We start from the raw sequence: 19,744 nt of genomic DNA on the forward strand, positions 1-19,744 counted from the left end.
ACACAATCAGTAGATCCCCGACCGAAAACATAAGCACAGGCTATGGGACGCTTGCATGCGGCTTTCGTTGGCCGCCCGGTGCCAGGATTTCGTCATGCATTTCGAAGCTGCGGGTTGTTGCGATCCGGTGCGGATCGGTGCTGATGGAGCTTGATGGGGCGGGATTCTGGGCTTCGTCTGACTGTTGCGTACAGCCACTAGCGCTTGTGCGGCCGCTTGCGCGAGGGCGTGTGATGCTACATTCATGAGAGCGTCGGGCCACCGTTTGCTCCGCAGGTCATGCGCCCCATCCCTACCGCTGCTCCAGAGGAACCCACCCATGTCACCGGAACGCCAGCGACTGATTCGCCTGTTGTTCGAGGAATACATCGAACTGTACGCAGCGCGTGATGCTCGCTTGCTAGAGCGCTTCAGCGACAACTTCAGCGGCTTTTCGGGCAGCGGCGACCGTCTGATCAAAACCCGTGCCGAGTGGATTGGCGTGATGCAGCATGATTTTCGGCAGGTGCCGGGCCGCATCGGGATCCAGATGGTGGATCTGTTGGTGCAGGACCTGGGGTCGGATCTGGTGGCGGCCACCGCTTTTTTTCATATTCATTTGCCGATCCCCGATGCGCTGTTTTCGCAAGAAACAGCTCGCAAAGTCGTGCTGTTTCGGCGCGAAGACATCGACATCTGGAAGATCGCGCACGTCAGTGTGTCCATCCCTTTTGGCAAGGCGCGTGACAACGAGGTGTATTCCCTCCACGAATTGCGGCAGCACAACCGTGATCTCGAAACCTTGGTGCAAGAGCGTACCGAGGCGTTGGCCCAGGCCAATCACAGTTTGGCGGTGCTGAGCAATACCGACACCCTCACGGGCGTCGCCAACCGCCACCATTTCGACGATGCCCTGGCCCACGAATGGGCGCGCGCACAGCGGGCCCACACGCCAGTGGCGCTCATCATGCTGGACGTGGATGGGTTCAGGCCGTTCAACGAACACTATGGGCATCTGGCCGGCGATGCCTGCCTGCAGACCCTGGCGCTCACGCTGGTGCAAACCTGCGCCGGGCGTGAAGGCGGCCTGGTGGCGCGGTTTGGAGGGGAAGAGTTCATGGTGCTGCTGCCGGGTGTTGATGGGCTGGTGGCAGCAGAGGTGGCACGCCAGATTCAAGAGGCGATCCGCCATCTGGCCTTGCCGCACGAAGGCGCGCCATGGGGGTCTGTCACGGCCAGCTTCGGGGTGGCAAGCCTGCACCCGGAGCGCGACCAGTTGCCCGAAGCGCTGGTGCGCCAGGCTGATCGCGCCTTGCTCCGCGCCAAGCAGTTGGGGCGCAATCGGGTCGAAGTGGCCAGCACCGGCGCGTAGCCCAGCGAAGAGCGCCCTGGTGCTGTCGGGACCAATAGGCAACACAAAGGCGACGCAAGGGCGATGCGAGGGTATTGCGGGTTAACCCGCAAGTTCGTGGCTAATTTGTCACAATCGCGGGCTATGCCTTTTTCCCGCTTTTTCAAGATGGCCCTGATCCTGGGCCTGCTTTCGGCCATCGGCCCGTTTGCCATCGACATGTATTTGCCCGCGCTGCCCGCGATTGGCGCGAGCCTGCGCGCCGAAGTGGGTGCAGTGCAATGGAGCCTGACCGCATTTTTTGTTGCTCTGGGCGTGGGTCAGCTCTTTTATGGCCCGGTGTCCGACATGGTGGGCCGCAAGCCGCCGCTGTATGCGGGGCTGGCGCTTTTCCTGCTGGCCAGTGTGGGCTGTGCGCTGGCGACCGACATTCAGACCCTGGTGGCCCTGCGTTTTGTGCAGGGGCTGGGCGCTGCGGCCGGTATGGCCATTCCGCGCGCCGTGGTGCGTGACCTGCACACTGGCGCCGAGGCGGCGCGCCTCATGTCGCTGCTCATGCTGGTGTTCAGCGTTTCGCCGCTGCTGGCGCCGCTGGCGGGCAGTGGCGTCATCGCGGTGGTGGGCTGGCGCGGCGTGTTCTGGGCCGTGGCGATTGCGGCGGCGGCTGGTCTGGTCCTGGTGTCGCAAGGCCTGGGCGAAACACGGCCTGCGAGCGAGCGGCGTGAAAGCAGCCTTGCCAGCGCTTTGGCGGGCTATTGGCTGTTGCTGCGCGACCCGCATTACCTGGGGTTGGTGTTCATCGGGGGGAGCTCGATGGCCGGGTTTTTTGTGTACCTCGCAGGCTCGCCGTTTGTGCTGATCAACCACTACGGCCTGACGCCTGTGGAGTACAGCCTGGCGTTTTCGGTGAATGCGGCGGCCTTTTTTGTGTCTGCACAGTTCAATGCCCGGATGGGGCGCCGCTTTGGGTTGGTGCCCACCGTGAAATTTGCCGTGTCGGCCGCTGGGGTGGTGATGCTGGCCCTGCTGGCCTATTACCTTGCCGGTGGTGATGCGTTGGCCGTGCTGCTGGCCCTGTATTTTGTGGCCAGCGGCTTCATGGGGCTGGTGATTCCTACGGCTTCGGTGCTGGCGCTGGAAGAACACGGGGCGATTGCAGGCACGGCGTCGGCGCTGCTGGGCACGCTGCAGATGTTGATGGGGGCGGCGGCCATGGGCCTGGTCGGCATTTTTGCCAACGGGGAGCCGCTGCCCATGGTGATTGGCATGGCGGCCGGTGCGTTGGTAGGGGGGGCCCTGACGTGGGTCACGCTCGGTGGCGCGCGGGCGCACCGCGTGCACGGCGCGCACAACGTGCAGAACGTGCAACGCGCCCCCCGCTCATGAATACCGGTGCGCCTGCCCCCGCCTCTTTGCCAGCCTTTGGGCATGACGGCCTGAGCGATCCGGCCCGTCGCCAGGCAATGCTGGTCATTGTGTTGGGCCTGACGTTGGCCGTGCTGGACAGCAGCATTGTCAACCTCGCCCTGCCAGGCATTGCGCATGAGCTGAACGCCGGTGCGTCGCAGGCGATCTGGGTGGTCAACGCCTACCAGATGGGGGCACTGGTGTTGCTGCTGCCGCTGGCTGCGCTGGGCGATCGTTTTGGCTATCGGCGGGTGTATCTGGTGGGCATGACGCTGTTCACGCTGGCCTCGGTGGGCGCCATGCTGGCGTCCTCGCTGTGGACGCTGGTCGCGGCGCGTGCGCTGCAGGGGCTGGGTGCGGCGGGCATCATGAGTGTGAACGCTGCGCTGGTGCGCTTGATTTATCCGCGTGCGCTGCTGGGGCGGGGCATGGCGATCAATTCGCTGGTGGTAGCGACGTCGTCGATGGCTGGCCCTTCAGTGGCAGCGGCGATTCTGTCAGTGGCTTCGTGGCAGTGGTTGTTTGCGCTGAACCTGCCGCTGGGTCTGTTCACGGTATGGCTGGGTCGGCGTGAGTTGCCCCATAACATCGTGAAAGGGGTGAAGGGGCACGGAGCACCGCGTTTTTCATTCATCGACGTGGCTCTGAACGTGACCATGTTCACGCTGATTTTCATCGGCGGTGAGCAGTTGGGTGTGCGAGGTGCCGCAGCCCAGGGGGCCGGTATGGGCTGGCTGCTGCTGGCTGCGGGTGTGGGCCTGGGGGTGTTTTATGTGCGGCGCCAATGGCACCTGGCTGCGCCGCTGTTCCCTGTGGATCTGCTGCGAAAGCCCGTGTTTGCACTGTCGATGGGTTCGTCGGTGAGCGCGTTTTGTGCCCAGATGCTGGCTTTTTTATCGCTGCCCTTTTTGCTGCTGGAGGTGCACGGCCGCTCACACATCGAGGCGGGGCTGCTGATCACCGCATGGCCACTGGCCATCGTCATCGTGGCGCCCATTGCAGGCCGGCTCATCGGTCGTTATGCCGATGGGCTGCTCGGTGGCATTGGCATGGCCATCTTTGCGTGTGGCCTGCTTGCCCTGGCATGGCTGCCTGCACATGCCGCCGATGGGGACGTGGTGTGGCGCATGGTGCTGTGTGGTGCGGGTTTTGCACTGTTCCAGTCCCCCAACAACCACACCATCGTCACGTCGGCCCCATTGCACCGCAGTGGCGCAGCCAGCGGCATGCTCGGCACGGCGCGCCTCACCGGCCAGACCTTGGGCGCCGTGGTGCTGGCGGCCATTTATGCGGTGTGGAACCAGCACGATGGCCGGGGTGAGTCCATCGCACTGATGCTGGCCGCTGCAAGCGCCGTGCTGGCCGGCATTTGCAGCACGATGCGCGTACGCACCTCGGCTTGAAGGGGCGGAGCGGTTGTGAGCGGCAGGCCGCCTTGGCCGCACTCAGCGGGCCATGATCATGCGCAGGCCCAACCCGACGAACACCATGCCCGCGATGCGATCGAGCCAGAGGCCCGCGCGGGGCCTGCGTGTCAGCCAGCCGCCGATGGCGCCGGCAAAGTAGCCAAGCAGCGCGAACAGCACGGCAGCCTGTGCCGTGAACAGCAGCCCCAGCAGGCCCAGTTGCAGCCCGACGTTGCCTTGGGAAGGCACCACAAACTGCGGCAGGAACGACAGGAAAAAAAGCACCACCTTGGGGTTGATGGCGTTGGCCACCAGCCCCTTGGCGAACAGGCCGCGCAGCGTCTGGCTGCGCTCGCTGGCCGAGTCCATCTGTGTGCCGCCCCGGCTGCGCAGTGCCTGAATGCCCAGCCAGACCAGATACAACCCGCCGACCCACTTGAGCAGCGTGAAGGCCATGGGCGAACCCGCAACGAGCGCGCTGACCCCGATGGCCGCCAGCACCGTGTGGCTCAGGCATCCCAACGCGCAGCCCAGGCCGAAAGCAATGCCCTGCCTGCGGCCCTTGGACATGCCCATGCCAAGCACCATCAGGTTGTCAGGCCCGGGGGTGGCCGTGATGAGGACGGCGACGAGGAGGAACGAGAGAGACTGCGAGAGCGTGAGCATGCGCTGATCATAAAAGCGTCTGATGGCGCTTCGCGGCCTGGCGCGGTCTCGTGGTAGCGGGGTGCCCTGGCTACAGCGTTCTGCAGATCACGCCAGGGCGCTCTCGGCCTCATGGTGTCTGTCGAGAGGCGTCCCATTGGTGGCCGTGCGCAGGCAGGAGGCATGTGGGGCGAACAAGGCTGCCACGGCTTCGCTAGCGCGTTGGCGCCCCGCCTGGAGTGCGGCCTCGCCAAGGGCCGTACCTTCCACGCTGATGAAATGCACGTCATGCAGCCCCAGGGTGCCCAGGGTGTGTTGCAGGTAAGGCCGCAAGAAGTCGGGCTGGCGCGCCCGCTCACCACTGATGAACCCGCCGCACGAGATCGCCACATAGACGGGGCGGTTACGCAGCGTGCCAACCTTGCCTTGTGGTGTGACGCTGAAAGTGGCGCGTATTCGCACGATATGGTCCACCCACGCCTTCAGCGCCGACGGCAGTGTGAAGTTGTGCATGGGTGTGGCGATGACAACCACGTCGGCCGCATCGAGTTGTGCAATCAAGCGGTCCGACCGATGCAGTGCGGTGCCTTGGGCCGGGGGCTCTTCGGATCGGCTGGCGAGGCCAGTGCAGCGGCATAGCCACCGTCAACTGCTGGCAGCTCGTGGGTGTCGAGATCGGTGGTGTGGAGGGTGCGGCCACCGGCCTGCAAGGTGAGCGCTTCGAGAATCTCTTGCGACAGTCGGCGGCTTTCGGATTCAGCCCACGGGGGCTGGCGATGATGCGCAGCACGTGCACGGGACGGTCAGGTGTGGCAGGGAGAGTGGCGGCAGCATTCATGGCATTCATGGCATTCATGGCGTTGTGAAAAAGGTGGGCCCATTCAACACACGGTGTGCAAGAAGAGGGGGCGGAGCGCATGGATCAACCTCCGTCGAGCGGCCTTTGAAAACGCAGTGCGCCTGTATAGAGCCCTTCGCGAAAGTAAAAGCGCTGGGCGCGTGCATTGGCCAGGCCTGTGTCCAGCACCAGCCGTGCGCAGCCTTCTGCGCGCGCCACCCGGTCGAGCGCTCGCAGCAAGCGTGATCCCCATTGGTTTCCACGATGGGATTCGGCGGAGACCAGGTCGTCCACGTAAAGAAAGCGGCCATAGACCAGGTTTTCCTGCAGTCGATAGCCTGCCAGCGCGACCAAGGTTCCGTCTGATCCGAAGGCGCCGACGAGGTGATAGCCCTGAGTACGCATGCGCGCCACGCGGGCCACGAAATCGTCTTCGCCCCCCAGATGGGGCCGCAGCTCACGCATCAGCGGCGTGGCCATGCGCAGGTCGCCTGCCGAATCGAGTGGGCGCAGCGCGCCGTCTGCCAGGTCCAGCACGCTGGGCTGGTGCTGCGGCAAAGAGTGCAATGAGTGCGAAGTGGTCATGGCGCCATGCTAGGGCGTGCATGCCACAATTCCATGAACCATGAATCGACATATCAACTAGGCCATGATGCCCGCCAATGCGCTCGGTGCCCTCACGCCACTGGCCCCGCAGGGCGGTGAACCGCTGTACCGGCAGCTCTATGACAGGGTGCGCGGTTCGCTGGCAGCAGGCACGCTGGCGCCGGGCGATCGCGTGCCATCGGCCCGCGCTCTGGCCAAGGAGCTGGGTGTGGCGCGTGGCACCGTCGAGCTGGCCTACGAGCTGCTGGCGTCCGAGGGTTATTTGCTGGCCCGCGGGCAAGCGGGCACGGTGATCAATCCGGCGCTGCAATTCTCAGCTGCGGCGCCCTCACTGGCCAAGGAGCGCGTGCAGGAGCCGTCGGCCCCGTCTCCGGCACACGACATGTTGTGGCGCCCGCCGCAACTGTTGCCGTTTCAGATGGGCGTGCCGGCGCTGGATGCGTTTCCCCGCAAAATTTGGGCGCGCTTGGGGGCGCGCTACCTGCGTGGCATGCAGACTGCCGATCTGGACTACCCGCCACCACACGGGTTGCCCGCGTTGCGCAGTGCCATTGCGTCGTATTTGCAGGTGGCACGCGGCATCGATTGCGGAGCGCACCAGGTCTTTGTCACCACGGGCTATCGCAGCAGTCTGCAACTGGCCGCTCTGGCGCTGATGCACCGGGGCGAGCGGGCCTGGGTGGAAGACCCTGGCTACCCGCCCACGCGCCAGCTGCTGCGCGAGTCGGGCCTGGTGCCTGTGCCTGTGCCCGTCGATGCCCAGGGGCTGGACGTGGATCGTGGCATCGCCTTGGCGCCCGATGCCAAAGTGGTCGCGGTCACGCCAGCGCACCAAAGCCCGCTGTCAATGTCTTTGTCGTTGCCGCGAAGGCAGGCGCTGCTGGAATGGGCGGGGGCGCAGGGCGCCTGGGTGTTGGAAGATGACTACGACGGAGAGTACCGCTATGTCAGCCGTCCGCTGCCCGCCCTGGCCAGCCTGGATCGGCGTGGCCGCGTGCTGTATGCGGGCACATTCAGCAAAGTGCTGTTCCCGGGCATCCGGCTGGCCTATCTGGTGGTGCCCAAGGCCCAGGTGGCAGCCTTTGAACGGGTGGGTCATATCTTCTTCGCGGCCGCTACGCCCGCAATCACACAGGCCATGGTGGCGAGCTTCATGGCCGAGGGCCATTTTTCGCGCCACATCCAGCGCATGCGGGGCCTCTATGCCGATCGGCGCGCGGCCACCATCGCCGCGCTGGAGCGAGGTTTACAAGGCCGCCTGCGTGCCGAGCCGCAGCCCGGTGGCATGCACCTGGTGCTGCGCCTGCCCGGCGAGCGCACCGACCAGTCGCTGGCCAGCAAGCTGCTGGCGCACGGCATGGCCGTGCAAGCGCTATCGAATGGGTGGTCGTCGGGCAGCACGGACTCGGCCCTCCTGCTGAGCTTTACCAACTGCACGACCACGGCGCACGCCGAGCAGCTGGGGGCATTGATTCGCCAGACGCTGTAGATCGCACGGTCGAACCTCGCGGGGAAACGCGGGCGCTCAGGACAGCCCGGCTTTCTCTAGTCCATACAGCTTGTCGGCCGACCCAGGCACGACGCGGAAGGCGACGCTCAGACGGTTCCAGCCGTTGATGGCGACGATCAGGAACGACAGGTCGGCCAGCTCCTCTTGCGACAGCTCGGCACGCACGCTGTCGAAAACTGCATCCGACACACCATGCGCGCCCAGGTGGGTCAGGGCTTCCGTCCATTCGAGGACGGCACGTTCACGCGCGCAGAACAGCGTGGACTCGCGCCAGACCGCCACATGGTGCAGGCGCAGTTCGCGTTCACCGTGGATCTTGGCTTCTTTCACATGCATGTCCACGCAGAAGGCGCAGCCGTTGAGTTGGGACGCACGCAGCGTGACCAGATGGCCGACTTCGGCAAGAAATGGCTTCTTGTGCAGCAGGGTGTTGAATTCGATGTACTTCTTGGCAGCGTCGGGAGACGACTGAAAATAGTCGAGGCGTTGGGACATGGCTGGCTCCGTCAAGGTGAAAGCAAAAAAAGGATCGGGACTTCGAGAAAACCGCTGCCTGCTGGCGGCGCACAAAAAGCGCTGGCTGCTGCAGTTCGGTTAGCCATGATTGTGGGCATATGTGGCCTAGCCCCATAGGGCCAAGAATGGTGTTTTGGACTGGGCCATCACGGGGGCGGGGCACAGCGCTTGTTGCGGTTTGGAGCGCAAAGGTGCCAAGGTCGTGCGGCTGATGCGCAGGCGTTGTTCTGCAGGGTTTTAAGGCTAAATTGGCCTCTAGCGCTTATGTATAAAGCGCGAGAAGCTATCAATAGTGAAGCAAATCAGATGTGCACTGCGTGCGGTATGGGTGGATGGCCCGCTTCCGGCCGCGTGGTGCCGAGGGCTCGCGTGCGCGAAGGCTACGCTGCCGGGCGCAGCGCCGCAATGTGTTCAGCCAGTGTGCGTACCGTGAGCGGCGCACATCCCTCTGCGTGGTTGCTGATGGTGACGTAGGTGTTTTGCCCACGGCCGGTGACCCCCGCGATGGTGCGGGCCAGCAGCGTGTGTGTTTTGGGGTCGGGGTGGTGGATGCGGTCGTAGGGGGCGTAGTGCTTTTCGGCGTCTTCATAGCCATATGCGCCGTGGATTGGGTGCAGGTTCCAGCGGCAGACCATGGGGCCGGGCCAGAGCAGGCGCAGCAGGGGCAGTTGCTCTTGCAGTGGCGGCAGCTTGGGGTGCAGGCCCAGGCAATAGGTGGCGCCGGTTTCTCGCAGCACATCGGCAAAGTGGGGCATGACGTCGGGCGCCAGCCACTGCGCGTCGCGCACTTCTACGGCCAGCACACCGTCGGGGGCGGTGGGCTGGAGCGCTGGCTGCATCAGCAGCATGGCACGCAGCCTTTCGAGCACGTCGTGCAATCGGCCCAGTTCGTGCAGGGGCAGGGGGCTGAGCTGGAACACCAGCGCGCCCGTCTTGTGGCCCAGGCCATCGAGCGCTGGCTGCACAAATTCCTGCGTTGCCAGTTGAGGGTCCAAAAATGCGGAATTGGGCTGGCGCCCCTGGCCATCCTCGCTGCGCACCAGCGCGTCGGTCACCAAGCTGGGCGCCTTCACCACAAACCGGAAATCGTCGGGCACCTGCGCGGCATAGCGCTCGTATTGGCTGGCGGTGAGGGGCCGGTAGAAACCGCGATCAATGCTGACCGTGCGCATGAGCGGGTGCTGCGCATACACCGGCAGGCCGGATTGGGACAGCATGGGCTGGGAATGCTCGCCTTCCCATACCAATCCCTTCCAGCCCGGATAGCTCCATGACGACGTGCCCAGCCGCAGGCCTGGCGGCAGTTTGGCAGCCAGGGGGCTCCAAACGTCTAATCCGGGTGCGGGCTGAATGCCCCTGCGACGGGGTGGTGTGGGTGCTGAGGGCTGCGCTGCGTCGCCGTCGGCGGCATCTGCGGCGTCGGCGCGGTGGGTTCTGCGGGCTGCTTTTTTTGCGGCCGGGTCTGGCGGGACTGGCGGCATATCCGGCACCAGCGGTACGCCAAAAAGATCATCTTGCATGCGGTGGCGCGGCTTTAGATCGTGAACACGTTCTTAGAGCGCCCCAAACAGACCACCTTCGTTCAGTAGATCAAAGGTGATTTCGGGGCGTTGGTCCATGCTTTTGCGAATCGCTGCGGGAATGGCCTGGCGCGTCTTGCGGCACAGGCCGGGCTGCTCCAGCACCAGTATGGCAATACCGCGCAGGCTGCGCACTTCGTTGGGGCTGGGCGTGATCGTCATGCGCACACCCAGTTGCTGCTCTATGCGCGCCTGCATGTGGCGCAAATCGCTCAGGCTTGTCAGGTTCTCCAGGCGTTCCAGCAGTTTCTTTTCTTCGGTGCGCGTAAGGCGAAGAATGCGCACGTCACCCTGCGGCGCCGCGAGCAGCGCGTCGCGCTCACACACGCAGGTGCCCGGGGGGCATTCGGTGCGGATGGGGAAGGGGACATCGGTATTCATGGGCAGCAAGCATCGCGGGGGATCGGCAAGCCTTGGCATTCTAGGAGGCTGTCGGACCTGGAGCGTCGATCAGCGAAACTCGGCCCTGGCGCGCACAGTTTTTAGCGGATCTGTAGCCCTATGGCCGAGCTGTGGGGCAAGAAGACGGTGTTTGCGACGAGCCGTGAAGCCAAAAATGGGCTGCTGCGGCCAAATTGCAGCCGACGTGCAGCCGACGTGCGGCCGACGTGCGGCCGACATGTAGCCGACGGGTTTCCCAGTCCGACAGCCTCCTGGGTAGGTCGGGCCACCGCTGCGGGTATGGCCTGCACGTGCAGGCGATAACTAACGTGCGCCCCGGGGAGCACGCTCAGCGCACCGTGGTTTCGGCCGCTTGCGGCATTGCGCGTGGTGCGCTGCGCCATTGGCTGGGCAAAAGGTCATACAGCGGCGTGGGGTCATGCCCGAAGCGTGCCGGGCCTGAAGACGGTGCTTGCTGCAGCACCGCGCCGTCCGCCCCGATCTCCAGCGCAGCCAGCTGCTGCATCCACGCAATATCAACGCCCCCCTGGGGGCCGGGGCGCGAGTAGATAAGCTCCAGCATGTGCTTGGCCTCCCGGCTGCCTTTGGCTGCCGCCTGCTGGTACAGGCGCATGGCTTCGGTGTAGTTGGCGGGTACTCCCTCGCCCCGGTGGTATTTGCGGGCCTGCAGCCACTCTGTGTGCGCATTGGGGTTGGCCGTCGTGGATGGATTCTTGGCGGCGTTAATGCGCTCGGCCAGCAGGCGGGCGTTGTTGGCGGCCGCGTCGCATTGCCGGGCTGCGGCGTGAAACTGTCGCAGGGCTATGTCCAGGCGCCCGGCGGCGAGGTTCTCCAACCCGAGTTCGTTGAGGGCGTGGCAGTCGCCGGCCTGGGCTGCGCGCAGCAGCAGGTCGCGGTGTTTTGCCGGGTAGGTGGCTGGGGCTGGCTGGGCCTGGTCCAGTGGGCCCGGCCGTGCAATGTCCAGCGGGGCCAACTGGTTGGCAAGGAGCCATTCGAGGAACAGCGCCCGACCCGGTGCCGCCTTGCGCAGCCGGTCGATCCAGGTGCGCGCCAGTGCGGGGTTGGGGGGGGCGCCACACCCGTCGATCTGGCACCAGGCCAGCCCTGCGGCGGCCATCGGGTTGCCCAGCAGGTAAGCACGCTCAAACCAGTGTTGTGCCTGCACCGGGTCGGCGGGCATGGCTTTGCCGTGCAGGGCCATCAAGCCCAGCAGCCAGGCGGCATCGCGTGGCGACAGATCGGCGCCGATGTCTTGTGGCGATGTGCTTTTGCCGCGCGAAGGCGTGGTGGCGCTTTGGGCTGCGGCACGCAGATTTTCCATGGCTTTTTCCTGTGCAGCGTCGTCTGGGCCTGGCATCTGAGGGGAGGGCGCATTCAGAAGGCGGGGGTCGATGGGGGCGGTTTCCTGCGTGGTGTGCGACCGGACCTGCGCATGGGCTGCAGGCGCGCTAAAGACCAAGGTCGCGCTACACCACACGACCACAGGGATGGCGGTACGGATCGCGGCACGCGCGGTGGCGCGTACCCTGTTGTGTGGCAGCGCAGAACCAGTGGTGGGGTCGGCCATGAAAGTACCTCCGGATGGACGTCATGTCCGTCCCCTTGTGTCACTTGCGTGGCGTGGCAGCCGCAGCCGCACCGACCGCCCCCCCCGCAGGCGCCGCTGCAGCGGGCTGTTTGCGCCGGGGAATGACCTGCCAGTAGATGGCGTTGCCGGTGTAGCCATTGGCACCCACTGCAGCGGCAAAGGCCTGGTTGATGGTTTCGAGCTTGCTGTAGCCCACGATGGATTTGAGCGGCGGGCCGCGCAAGGCTTCGGGCAGTTTTTGTGTGCTGTCTTCATCGGTGGCGAAGCAGGCCACACCTTCGGTGCCGGGGCTGGCGGCGTCCATGATGAAGCCAGGGTTGGGGCTCATCCAGTCCGGAATGCGCACGGCCTGGTTCGCGGATACCCAACCCGAGGGGTTGGCCGCGTTGGGCAGCAGGCGGATCACCGTACCCGTGGCATCGGCCAGGTAGCACTGCATATGGGAGGCACGCGACAGCGTGGCAGACAGGAAGATCTGTTCGCCCACCTCAAAGGCCGTGCGCTCCATCATGATGTTTTCGATCTGCAGATTGATGACACGCTCAGGTGCGGTGGTGCCATATGCCAGCGGCGCAGTGGTTGGCAGGAGCGCAGCGGCGGGGTCGGCGGCGCCTGCGCTGTCCGGCGGGGCCACGGCCACGGGTTGGGCGTGGGTGCTGGCCCAGCCCACACGCGCCAGCGTGCCATCTGCGGCCAGGCCGACAAAATGGCGCAGCGCCCGTTCGTAGGTGGGGAAGTCCACCACGCCCGTGACCACCATGCCCTGATCGGCCTGGAACCGGGCCAGCGCCACGCGCAGCAGCGGGCTGTTGTCGGCCATCTGCTCCCCCCCTGCGGGCAGGTAGCCCCGGCTTACCAGTGAGCGTTTGACCAATTGGCGGTGGACCGTTGGTTCGCCCTCGTCATACCAGTCGCGCAGCTGGCGCTGGAAGTCGGGGTGGTTTTGCTCTAGCGTGAGGCATTGCCAATACGGCACACGCGCCCATTTGCCGATGAGCTCGATGGTGGCTAGTTCAACGAGCGTGCGCACGGCGGCTCCCGCTCCCTGGGTGTAGTCGCGCCCTACATTGAACTGCACACCATAGGTTCCGATGCGGCCTGCAAGATCGAGCCCCTGGCCGCCGTTGCCCACGATCACTTCATTGGCCGAGTCGAGGCCCGGTATCAGCGTGCGAGTGCGAAAGTCTCCCAGGTGCATTTCCAGGCCAATGACCGTGGCGCCACGGCTTTTGCTGTAGCCGAGATCGACACGCGGCCCCGAAAGGCCCGCGTCGAACCGGTTGGTGATGACGTTCTGGTCCACAAATGCTATGGCGCCCGACAGATACAGCGCGGGGCGTTGAAGCTGCATCTGGTTGTTGTTGAGCAGGATGGTGGTGAGGTTTTGCACCGTGTCCTGGCGTGCGATGTCCACTTCGTAATCCACGAAGCGAAACGCATTGCTCAGCCGGGACATTTGCGATATGGCGGTAATCACCATGTCTTTGGTGGCCACGGGTACGCGCGCTGAGTAATCAGGGATTTGCTTGCTGGTGATCAGTGTTGTTGGCAACTGGGCATCGCGCAGCATGTGGTCCATGCACATCAGCGAATCGGAAAAGCTGGAAATGGAGCGGGTAGGGCGCACCACGGGCCGATCCGAAATGGACGCCTGGCCCTGAAATGCCGCATCCTCGCGAGCGTTCATGGGGGTGCTGCACGCGCTCAGCAGCAAGGCGGCGCCGGCGCAGGCCACAAGCCAGCCACGGCGCACGAACGCAGCCTGGCGCCAGGCCATGCTGGCGGCATGTGTTGTTTGCATCATGGTGCTTTCTCCGGCCTGCCGCGCAGGCGCTGGTGGCGAACGGGGTGTGGGGCTCAGTTGCAGATGTTGACGAGATCACCGCGCAACACGACCACCTGCGGCGCCGCCTGGGGGCCATACCGGTTGACGTTGCTGGTGCTGCTGCTGGACAGCGTGTTGCTGCCCACTTCCTGTACGCAGGTTTTTTGCATGCCCTGCGCATTGGCCGTTGTCACCACGTCGCTATTGGTCGCGATGCCGGTGGTATCGCCAGAGAATGCCTTGGCTTCGTAGCGGGCCACCCGGGCACGCAGCCATGACGGCATGCCGGTAGCCCCGTCGATGTTGCCCGAGGGTGCTGCATTGCCGGTGGGCTGCATCTGGATGATGAGTTTTTTGTTCAGCACGACCGGGTCTTCACCCGGGGCTTGAGCGAACGCGGGTGTTGCGCTGCACAGGATCGTCACCAAGGCGCTCGGTAGCGCCAGAACGAGTGGCACCGAAAAATGTGTTTTCATGGTGTATCTCCTTCAAGGCAAGCGGAGATGCGGTGGCGGCGCCGTGGCGCTGAAAACCCCGTCTCCCGAAAAATGGGGGCGATGCATGACGGAACACCGCAATGGCGAGCGCCCCGGGCGGCGACTGCGCAAAAGAAGCGCTTCGCAGCCAAGACCGTTGCCATGGCGAGTGTCTGTCGATGCAATGCCGCAGACCGCCCGAGGTCGGGTGCTTGGTGCGTGGTCCGCGTGGGTGCCGTTGCGCATTGCCCGGGGCACGGCGCTGTCCGGTCATGAGTACCGGACCAGCGCCTCCAGGGGTTTAATGACCCCAGCCGCCACCGCTTTGCTGAGCCGACGCAGCAGGTTGGCAGGTAAAGCAGGCGTTGTTGCTGGCGATGTTCTGCACCGCTTTGCTGTTGCTGCCGCTGGAGAGGTTGTTGACGGAAGCGTTGTACATCATGGTGTACTGGTTTGAGTGGCCGCTGATTGTCACCTCTCCCACGTTGGAGGACAGGTTCTGGCTGGCATAGGCATCGCTGCCGGACGCGGTATTGGTCACATTGCCACCGATGCCGCCGACCGATTGGGTCGATGTGCCGCTGATGGTGGTGTTGCCGCTGTTGCTGGCAAGGTTTTGGAAGGCCTCACTCTTGGATCCGGTCGAATTGTTGTTGACCGAGGTGGAGGTGAGCGACGCAAACTGGTTGGATGTGCCGCTGATGACGATCTCTGGGCTGGAGGCGACCGGGGTGGTGGCCATGGCGGCGGTGGCGATGGCACTCAAGGCGATGAAAGCAAGGGTTTTCATGACAGTTCCTTCGAAATTGCACTTCTCTACACACGCTACGTCTGCGGGGGCGCAGCATCGCAGCTACCTGACAGGGAGAAACGATGGGTGGCGCCCTTGGGTGAGTAAGCCATTTGCCCCACGTTTCTGCTCTGTCTGGTTTCAGTGTGTGTCTTGTGCCAGAGTGCGCCAATCCACCGAAATGGTTAGCGTGCCTGGGGGATCTGCAGTGTGTCCTCTGGGGCCAAGTGCCCTGCTGGCGAGGGTTGTGGGAGCGAAATATGGGTCTTGGCGCCCCTGAATTGTTAGGTAGTTACGGTATGTAACAAAAGAAACTGCACTGATTTTTGTCACTATCTGATTCGTTTTGTTGCTGCAATATGTACTAACAGCTCTTGGAGAACGACGGACTTCGTCCGTTGGTGGCGTCGGACGGGTTTGGGTTGTTGCGCGTGGACGCTGAGCTGGGAGGTTTTTGGGATGGGGCAGCGCTCAAGCTCCATCGTTGGTCGTGCCAGAGGTGATGGTGTGCCTAAAAAAGGCCGTTTGAGGAGTGCTCCCCGTGGACCAGAGTGCGCAAGCCAATGTCAATGCCGGTATTAATGTCGGCGCCAGTGCCGGGGCCCATATGGCCCTTTTAGAGCAGCACGCAGCCGTGCGAGCGGGGCTGTTTTCGACGTACAGCAACCCCCCCTCGGTGTGGCCCGATTTCATGGTGGGCCAGGAAGCGAAACCCGTGCGGGTGTTGCTTGTGGATGACGATGAACACGTCCGCCGCGTGATCGCTCAAGAGCTTATGGGAGATCCCCGCACGCTTTTGATTGCACAAGCAACCAGCGTGCGTGAAGGGCGCAAGGCGATCAAACAGCATGAATTCGACGTTTTGCTGGTGGACATCAATCTCGGGGATGGTCTGGGTTTCGAATTGCTCGAATATCTGCATACGGTACGACCCCAAGCGCAGGCGGTAGTGATCTCGGTGATGGAGAGTGATGACCAATTGCTACGCGCATTTGAGCTGGGCGCGACGGGTTATCTGGGTAAAAACTCCTGGTTCGGTAGCTATCTGCAGGCGGTGTTGCAGGTGGCCAATGGTGGTGCTTCCATTACACCCACACTGGCGCGGCGGCTTCTACAGCGGTTTGATCGCGCCCACGCCGTAGAGTCAGCGAGGCGTCCGAAGGACGAGGCAGAGCACCTGTCGGTGCGCGAAAAGGAAATCCTGAGCTTGGTGGCCAGTGGCTATACCAGTGCAGAGATCGGTGCCCGGCTGCTGATCAGTACCCTCACCGTCAACACCCATGTTCGCAACATCTATCGCAAGTTGCAGGTGCGAACACGCGCGCAGGCCGTGCGGTTTGCGTCTTTGTGGGGTCTGCTTTAGCGCATTGGGCGTAGCCGGGCAGAACTTGACGCCAACGATAGACAGTCATGTTCGAAAAACGCAACCGCCGCCTGCTGCTGGTCGGTCTGGCGATATGGTGCTTGCAGCTTTTTCTGACGGTTTATGTACTCCAGCATATCCTGCACGAGAGTCCGGCCTACCTGATTGCGCTACAGGTGATTCTGCTGGTCACTTTGTTTTTTCGGGGCCGGGCCATGCTGCGGCCATTCCTGGGCGCCTTCTTCCGTGACCGGCGATATAGACAGCGCGCCAGCCCCGAGGTAGTGGCCGAACGCCAACGCATCGCGCGTGACCTGCATGACGGCGTCGGCCTGCAATTGACGGCTGCCATGGCCCTGCTTGATGCCCAGAATCCCCGAGAGTTACGCACGCTGCAGGAGTTGCAGATGTGCCTGCTCAGCCTGCGCCTTGCGGTCGACTCCATCTCTTCGTCCAACGACCCGTTGACCCTGCGGCTTGCTTGCCTTCGCCATCGCATAGAACCGGTGTTGACGCTGCGCAATATCGGCCTGGTGTGGAATATCCAGCCGCCAGATGGCCTGCCCGTACCGTGCGGCGCTACTGCCTCCGAGATCGTGTTCATCCTGCAGGAGGCGTTCAGCAATGTGCTGCACCATGCGCAGGCTACGGAGGTCACGGTGACAATGGTCCACGAAGTGAACAGGGGGGTGTGGTGCATTGAAGTTCGTGACAACGGCATCGGCCTGTCGAAGGGCACTGACGCTGCTGAATCCAGCCCAGGGTATGGCCTGAAAACCATGCGCGAGCGGGCATTGCGGGCGGGGCTTTTTCTGGCACAGGAAACCCCGGAAGGCGGTGGCACGCGGGTGCGGCTGGAAGCGGGGGGGTATTGGTCGTTTGACTTTGCGGACAGGCTCGTTATTTGAATGCTGCGCGTGGGTATAGGTCGTTTTGTATGGGGTGCCTTGAGCGAAAAACCGTGAAAATGGCACCGCCTTGGCCTGAACGTGAACCGATGGCGCCGTGAGGCAGAAAGCCGGGTATGGAGGCCCGGGCCTTGCAGCTATGGCACACTCGCGCGCTTCGTCTTTTGCAACCTCAGCAGCCCATGCAGCAGATCATTCGGCAACTGGCCGCAGAAATCAGGGTCAGTGAACAACAGGTACGCGCAGCGGTAGAGCTGCTCGACAGCGGGGCCACCGTGCCGTTTATTGCCCGATACCGCAAGGAAGTAACCAACGGGCTCGACGACATTCAGCTTCGTGAACTGGAGGCCCGCCTGGGCTACCTGCGCGAGCTGGACGACCGCCGCGCTGCGGTCCTTAAAAGCATTGACGAGCAAGGCAAACTCACCGATGCACTGCGCGCAGCGATCGCCGCCGCACCGACCAAGCAGGAGCTGGAGGACATCTACCTGCCGTTCAAACAAAAGCGCCGCACCAAAGGCCAGATCGCCAGGGAGTTTGGCATCGAGCCACTCGCTGACAAGCTTTTTGCCGACCCCACGCTGGACCCGGCCGTTGAAGCAGCGGCATTCACGAGGCCGCCCGAGGTACTGGACGACGGCAAGCCCGGTGCGGACTTCTCCACCGTGCCTGCTGTTCTTGATGGTGTGCGCGACATTCTTTCTGAGCGTTGGGCCGAGGACCCCGCCCTGGTGCAGAGCCTGCGCGAATGGCTCTGGGCCGAGGGCCTGCTGCGCAGCAAGAAGGTGGAGGGCAAGAACGAGAACGATCCCGAGGTCTCCAAGTTCCGCGACTACTTTGAATACGACGAGCCGATTGGCCGCGTGCCCTCGCACCGCGCGCTGGCGGTGTTCCGGGGCCGGGGCCTCGAAATTCTCGAAGCCAAGCTGGTGTTGCCTGTTGAGCCGGAGCCAGGCAAGCCGAGCCTGGCCGAAGGCAAGATCGCCCTGCACCTGGGCTGGAGCCATGCGGGCCGCAAGGCCGACGACCTGATCCGCAAGTGCGTGGCCTGGACCTGGCGCGTGAAACTGAGCCTCTCTACCGAGCGCGACCTGTTTGCCCGCCTGCGCGACGACGCTGAAAAAGTCGCCATCAAGGTGTTTGCCGACAACCTGCGTGACCTGCTGCTGGCCGCGCCTGCGGGCCCGCGCGTGGTGATGGGGCTGGACCCCGGCATTCGCACCGGCGTGAAGGTGGCTGTGGTGGACGACACCGGCAAGCTGGTGGAGACGGCCACGGTGTACCCCCACGAGCCGCGCCGCGACTGGGAAGGGGCGTTGCACACCCTGGCCAAGCTGGCCGAGAAGCACGGCGTGAACCTGATTGCCATCGGCAACGGCACGGCCAGCCGTGAAACCGACAAGCTGGCCGCCGACCTCGTCAAGCTGGCTGCCAAGGCAGACCGCGCCATCGAGAAAGTGGTGGTGAGCGAGGCGGGCGCGTCGGTTTACTCCGCCAGCGAATACGCCAGCCAGGAAATGCCTGATGTAGACGTGAGCCTGCGCGGCGCCGCCTCCATCGCCCGCCGCCTGCAAGACCCGCTGGCCGAACTGGTGAAGATCGACCCCAAGAGCATTGGCGTGGGCCAGTACCAGCACGACGTGAACCAGAGCGAGTTGGCGCGCACGCTGGGCACGGTGGTGGAAGACTGCGTGAACTCGGTGGGTGTGGACCTGAACACGGCCAGCGTGCCGCTGCTCTCCCGCGTGTCGGGCCTGTCGGGCAGCGTGGCCAAGGCGGTGGTGCGCTGGCGCGAGGCCAATGGCGCGTTCAAGAGCCGCAAGCAGTTGATGGAAGTGGCCGGCCTGGGCGCCAAGACCTTCGAGCAGAGCGCGGGCTTCTTGCGCATCCGGGGTGGCGAGAACCCTCTGGACATGACCGGCGTGCACCCTGAGACGTATCCCGTGGTCGAGCAGATCATGGAAAAGACGGGCAAGCCGGTGGCCGAGATCATGGGTCGCTCTGACATGCTCAAGACCCTCAAGCCTGAGCTGTTCGCCAATGAGAAGTTTGGTGTCATCACCGTCAAGGACATCCTGGCCGAGCTGGAGAAGCCCGGCCGCGACCCGCGCCCGGACTTCAAGGTGGCGCGCTTCAACGACGGCGTGGAAGACATCAAGGATTTGAAGGAAGGCATGATCCTGGAGGGCACGGTGAGCAATGTGGCCCAGTTTGGCGCCTTCATCGACCTGGGGGTGCACCAGGACGGCCTGGTGCACGTGAGCCAGCTGGCGCACAAGTTCGTGAACGACGCCCGCGAAGTGGTCAAGACCGGCGACATCGTCAAGGTCAAGGTCATGGAGGTGGACGTGGAGCGCAAGCGCATCGGCCTGTCGATGAAGCTGGGCGATGCACCACCACGCCAGGGCGGCGACCGGGGTGCACCCCGCGATAACCGGTTTGAGGGTGCAGGCCGGGGGTATGCGCAACCGCAGCGCCGCGCGCCCGAGTCCACGCAGCAGTCGGCCATGGCATCGGCATTTGCAAAGCTGCAACAAGTCAAAGGCAGGTAGGC

At 64.0% G+C, this 19,744-nt stretch carries 17 protein-coding genes; 7 read left to right on the forward strand and 10 right to left on the reverse strand.

Translation table 11 applies throughout. The features are described from left to right. The first annotated feature begins 319 nt into the window (after positions 1-319). From KI609_RS11170 to KI609_RS11180, 3 genes are all read left to right on the forward strand, one after another. Positions 320-1,351, forward strand: a complete 1,032-nt coding sequence (locus KI609_RS11170) for a sensor domain-containing diguanylate cyclase (RefSeq protein WP_226450012.1) — start codon at positions 320-322, stop codon at positions 1,349-1,351. 123 nt (positions 1,352-1,474) lie between these two features. Beyond that, positions 1,475-2,716 (forward strand): multidrug effflux MFS transporter, encoded by a 1,242-nt coding sequence (locus KI609_RS11175; RefSeq protein ID WP_226450014.1) that lies wholly within the window; start codon positions 1,475-1,477, stop codon positions 2,714-2,716. Next, positions 2,713-4,140, forward strand: a complete 1,428-nt coding sequence (locus KI609_RS11180; protein WP_226450016.1) for an MFS transporter — start codon at positions 2,713-2,715, stop codon at positions 4,138-4,140. Before KI609_RS11175 ends, KI609_RS11180 begins: the two co-directional genes overlap by 4 nt. A gap of 42 nt (positions 4,141-4,182) precedes the next feature. Here KI609_RS11180 and KI609_RS11185 read toward each other — a convergent pair whose 3' ends face one another. From KI609_RS11185 to KI609_RS11195, 3 genes are all read right to left on the reverse strand, one after another. Beyond that, a complete protein-coding gene (locus KI609_RS11185; protein WP_226450018.1) occupies positions 4,183-4,809 on the reverse strand; it encodes a LysE family translocator in 627 nt (208 codons plus the stop codon). An 87-nt stretch (positions 4,810-4,896) separates the two neighbouring features. Continuing rightward, positions 4,897-5,349, reverse strand: a complete 453-nt coding sequence (locus KI609_RS11190) for an FMN-dependent NADH-azoreductase (RefSeq protein ID WP_319003142.1) — start codon at positions 5,347-5,349, stop codon at positions 4,897-4,899. A gap of 361 nt (positions 5,350-5,710) precedes the next feature. After that, positions 5,711-6,211, reverse strand: a complete 501-nt coding sequence (locus KI609_RS11195; protein ID WP_226450021.1) for a GNAT family N-acetyltransferase — start codon at positions 6,209-6,211, stop codon at positions 5,711-5,713. 64 nt (positions 6,212-6,275) lie between these two features. On the opposite strand from KI609_RS11195, the gene KI609_RS11200 reads away from it, so the two are divergent. Then, the gene (locus tag KI609_RS11200; protein ID WP_413463406.1) at positions 6,276-7,721 is read left to right on the forward strand and encodes a PLP-dependent aminotransferase family protein; all 1,446 of its coding nucleotides are present in this window, start codon (positions 6,276-6,278) and stop codon (positions 7,719-7,721) included. 36 nt (positions 7,722-7,757) lie between these two features. Here the strand turns inward: KI609_RS11200 and KI609_RS11205 are convergent, their stop codons facing one another. From KI609_RS11205 to KI609_RS11235, 7 genes are all read right to left on the reverse strand, one after another. Continuing rightward, positions 7,758-8,237 (reverse strand): carboxymuconolactone decarboxylase family protein, encoded by a 480-nt coding sequence (locus KI609_RS11205; RefSeq protein WP_226450023.1) that lies wholly within the window; start codon positions 8,235-8,237, stop codon positions 7,758-7,760. A gap of 401 nt (positions 8,238-8,638) precedes the next feature. Beyond that, positions 8,639-9,778 (reverse strand): DUF72 domain-containing protein, encoded by a 1,140-nt coding sequence (locus KI609_RS11210; RefSeq protein ID WP_226450025.1) that lies wholly within the window; start codon positions 9,776-9,778, stop codon positions 8,639-8,641. A 33-nt stretch (positions 9,779-9,811) separates the two neighbouring features. After that, positions 9,812-10,219: a hypothetical protein gene (locus KI609_RS11215; protein WP_226450027.1), complete on the reverse strand. Its 408-nt coding sequence runs from the start codon at positions 10,217-10,219 to the stop codon at positions 9,812-9,814. A gap of 349 nt (positions 10,220-10,568) precedes the next feature. Beyond that, positions 10,569-11,807, reverse strand: a complete 1,239-nt coding sequence (locus tag KI609_RS11220) for a tetratricopeptide repeat protein (protein ID WP_226450029.1) — start codon at positions 11,805-11,807, stop codon at positions 10,569-10,571. 40 nt (positions 11,808-11,847) lie between these two features. Next, the gene (locus KI609_RS11225; protein WP_226450341.1) at positions 11,848-13,605 is read right to left on the reverse strand and encodes a DUF4384 domain-containing protein; all 1,758 of its coding nucleotides are present in this window, start codon (positions 13,603-13,605) and stop codon (positions 11,848-11,850) included. Between the two features lie 80 nt (positions 13,606-13,685). After that, on the reverse strand, positions 13,686-14,129 hold the full coding sequence (locus KI609_RS11230) for a hypothetical protein (RefSeq protein WP_226450031.1): 444 nt from the start codon (positions 14,127-14,129) through the stop codon (positions 13,686-13,688). 301 nt (positions 14,130-14,430) lie between these two features. Beyond that, positions 14,431-14,919 carry a hypothetical protein gene (locus KI609_RS11235; RefSeq protein ID WP_226450033.1) on the reverse strand — a complete coding sequence of 163 codons (489 nt, stop codon included), beginning with the start codon at positions 14,917-14,919 and terminating at the stop codon, positions 14,431-14,433. 691 nt (positions 14,920-15,610) lie between these two features. Between KI609_RS11235 and KI609_RS11240 the strand changes: the two genes are divergently transcribed. From KI609_RS11240 to KI609_RS11250, 3 genes are all read left to right on the forward strand, one after another. Further along, positions 15,611-16,282 carry a LuxR C-terminal-related transcriptional regulator gene (locus KI609_RS11240; protein ID WP_413463425.1) on the forward strand — a complete coding sequence of 224 codons (672 nt, stop codon included), beginning with the start codon at positions 15,611-15,613 and terminating at the stop codon, positions 16,280-16,282. 47 nt (positions 16,283-16,329) lie between these two features. Beyond that, positions 16,330-17,190, forward strand: coding sequence for a sensor histidine kinase (locus KI609_RS11245; protein WP_226450035.1), 861 nt, complete (start codon positions 16,330-16,332; stop codon positions 17,188-17,190). 182 nt (positions 17,191-17,372) lie between these two features. Next, the gene (locus KI609_RS11250; protein WP_226450037.1) at positions 17,373-19,742 is read left to right on the forward strand and encodes a Tex family protein; all 2,370 of its coding nucleotides are present in this window, start codon (positions 17,373-17,375) and stop codon (positions 19,740-19,742) included. Positions 19,743-19,744: the final 2 nt, after the last annotated feature.

This window comes from Acidovorax radicis, assembly GCF_020510705.1.
GTDB lineage: Bacteria > Pseudomonadota > Gammaproteobacteria > Burkholderiales > Burkholderiaceae_C > Acidovorax > Acidovorax radicis_A.

Coding starts and splice junctions, on each gene's coding strand:
- KI609_RS11250 (WP_226450037.1), top strand. CDS start 17,373: ATGCAGCAGATCATTCGGCAACTGGCCGCAGAAATCAGGGTCAGTGAA.
- KI609_RS11245 (WP_226450035.1), top strand. CDS start 16,330: ATGTTCGAAAAACGCAACCGCCGCCTGCTGCTGGTCGGTCTGGCGATA.
- KI609_RS11195 (WP_226450021.1), bottom strand. CDS start 6,211: ATGACCACTTCGCACTCATTGCACTCTTTGCCGCAGCACCAGCCCAGC.
- KI609_RS11230 (WP_226450031.1), bottom strand. CDS start 14,129: ATGAAAACACATTTTTCGGTGCCACTCGTTCTGGCGCTACCGAGCGCC.
- KI609_RS11210 (WP_226450025.1), bottom strand. CDS start 9,778: ATGCAAGATGATCTTTTTGGCGTACCGCTGGTGCCGGATATGCCGCCA.
- KI609_RS11175 (WP_226450014.1), top strand. CDS start 1,475: ATGCCTTTTTCCCGCTTTTTCAAGATGGCCCTGATCCTGGGCCTGCTT.
- KI609_RS11200 (WP_413463406.1), top strand. CDS start 6,276: ATGATGCCCGCCAATGCGCTCGGTGCCCTCACGCCACTGGCCCCGCAG.
- KI609_RS11185 (WP_226450018.1), bottom strand. CDS start 4,809: ATGCTCACGCTCTCGCAGTCTCTCTCGTTCCTCCTCGTCGCCGTCCTC.
- KI609_RS11205 (WP_226450023.1), bottom strand. CDS start 8,237: ATGTCCCAACGCCTCGACTATTTTCAGTCGTCTCCCGACGCTGCCAAG.
- KI609_RS11235 (WP_226450033.1), bottom strand. CDS start 14,919: ATGAAAACCCTTGCTTTCATCGCCTTGAGTGCCATCGCCACCGCCGCC.
- KI609_RS11225 (WP_226450341.1), bottom strand. CDS start 13,605: ATGGCCTGGCGCCAGGCTGCGTTCGTGCGCCGTGGCTGGCTTGTGGCC.
- KI609_RS11180 (WP_226450016.1), top strand. CDS start 2,713: ATGAATACCGGTGCGCCTGCCCCCGCCTCTTTGCCAGCCTTTGGGCAT.
- KI609_RS11220 (WP_226450029.1), bottom strand. CDS start 11,807: ATGGCCGACCCCACCACTGGTTCTGCGCTGCCACACAACAGGGTACGC.
- KI609_RS11240 (WP_413463425.1), top strand. CDS start 15,611: ATGGTGGGCCAGGAAGCGAAACCCGTGCGGGTGTTGCTTGTGGATGAC.
- KI609_RS11170 (WP_226450012.1), top strand. CDS start 320: ATGTCACCGGAACGCCAGCGACTGATTCGCCTGTTGTTCGAGGAATAC.
- KI609_RS11215 (WP_226450027.1), bottom strand. CDS start 10,219: ATGAATACCGATGTCCCCTTCCCCATCCGCACCGAATGCCCCCCGGGC.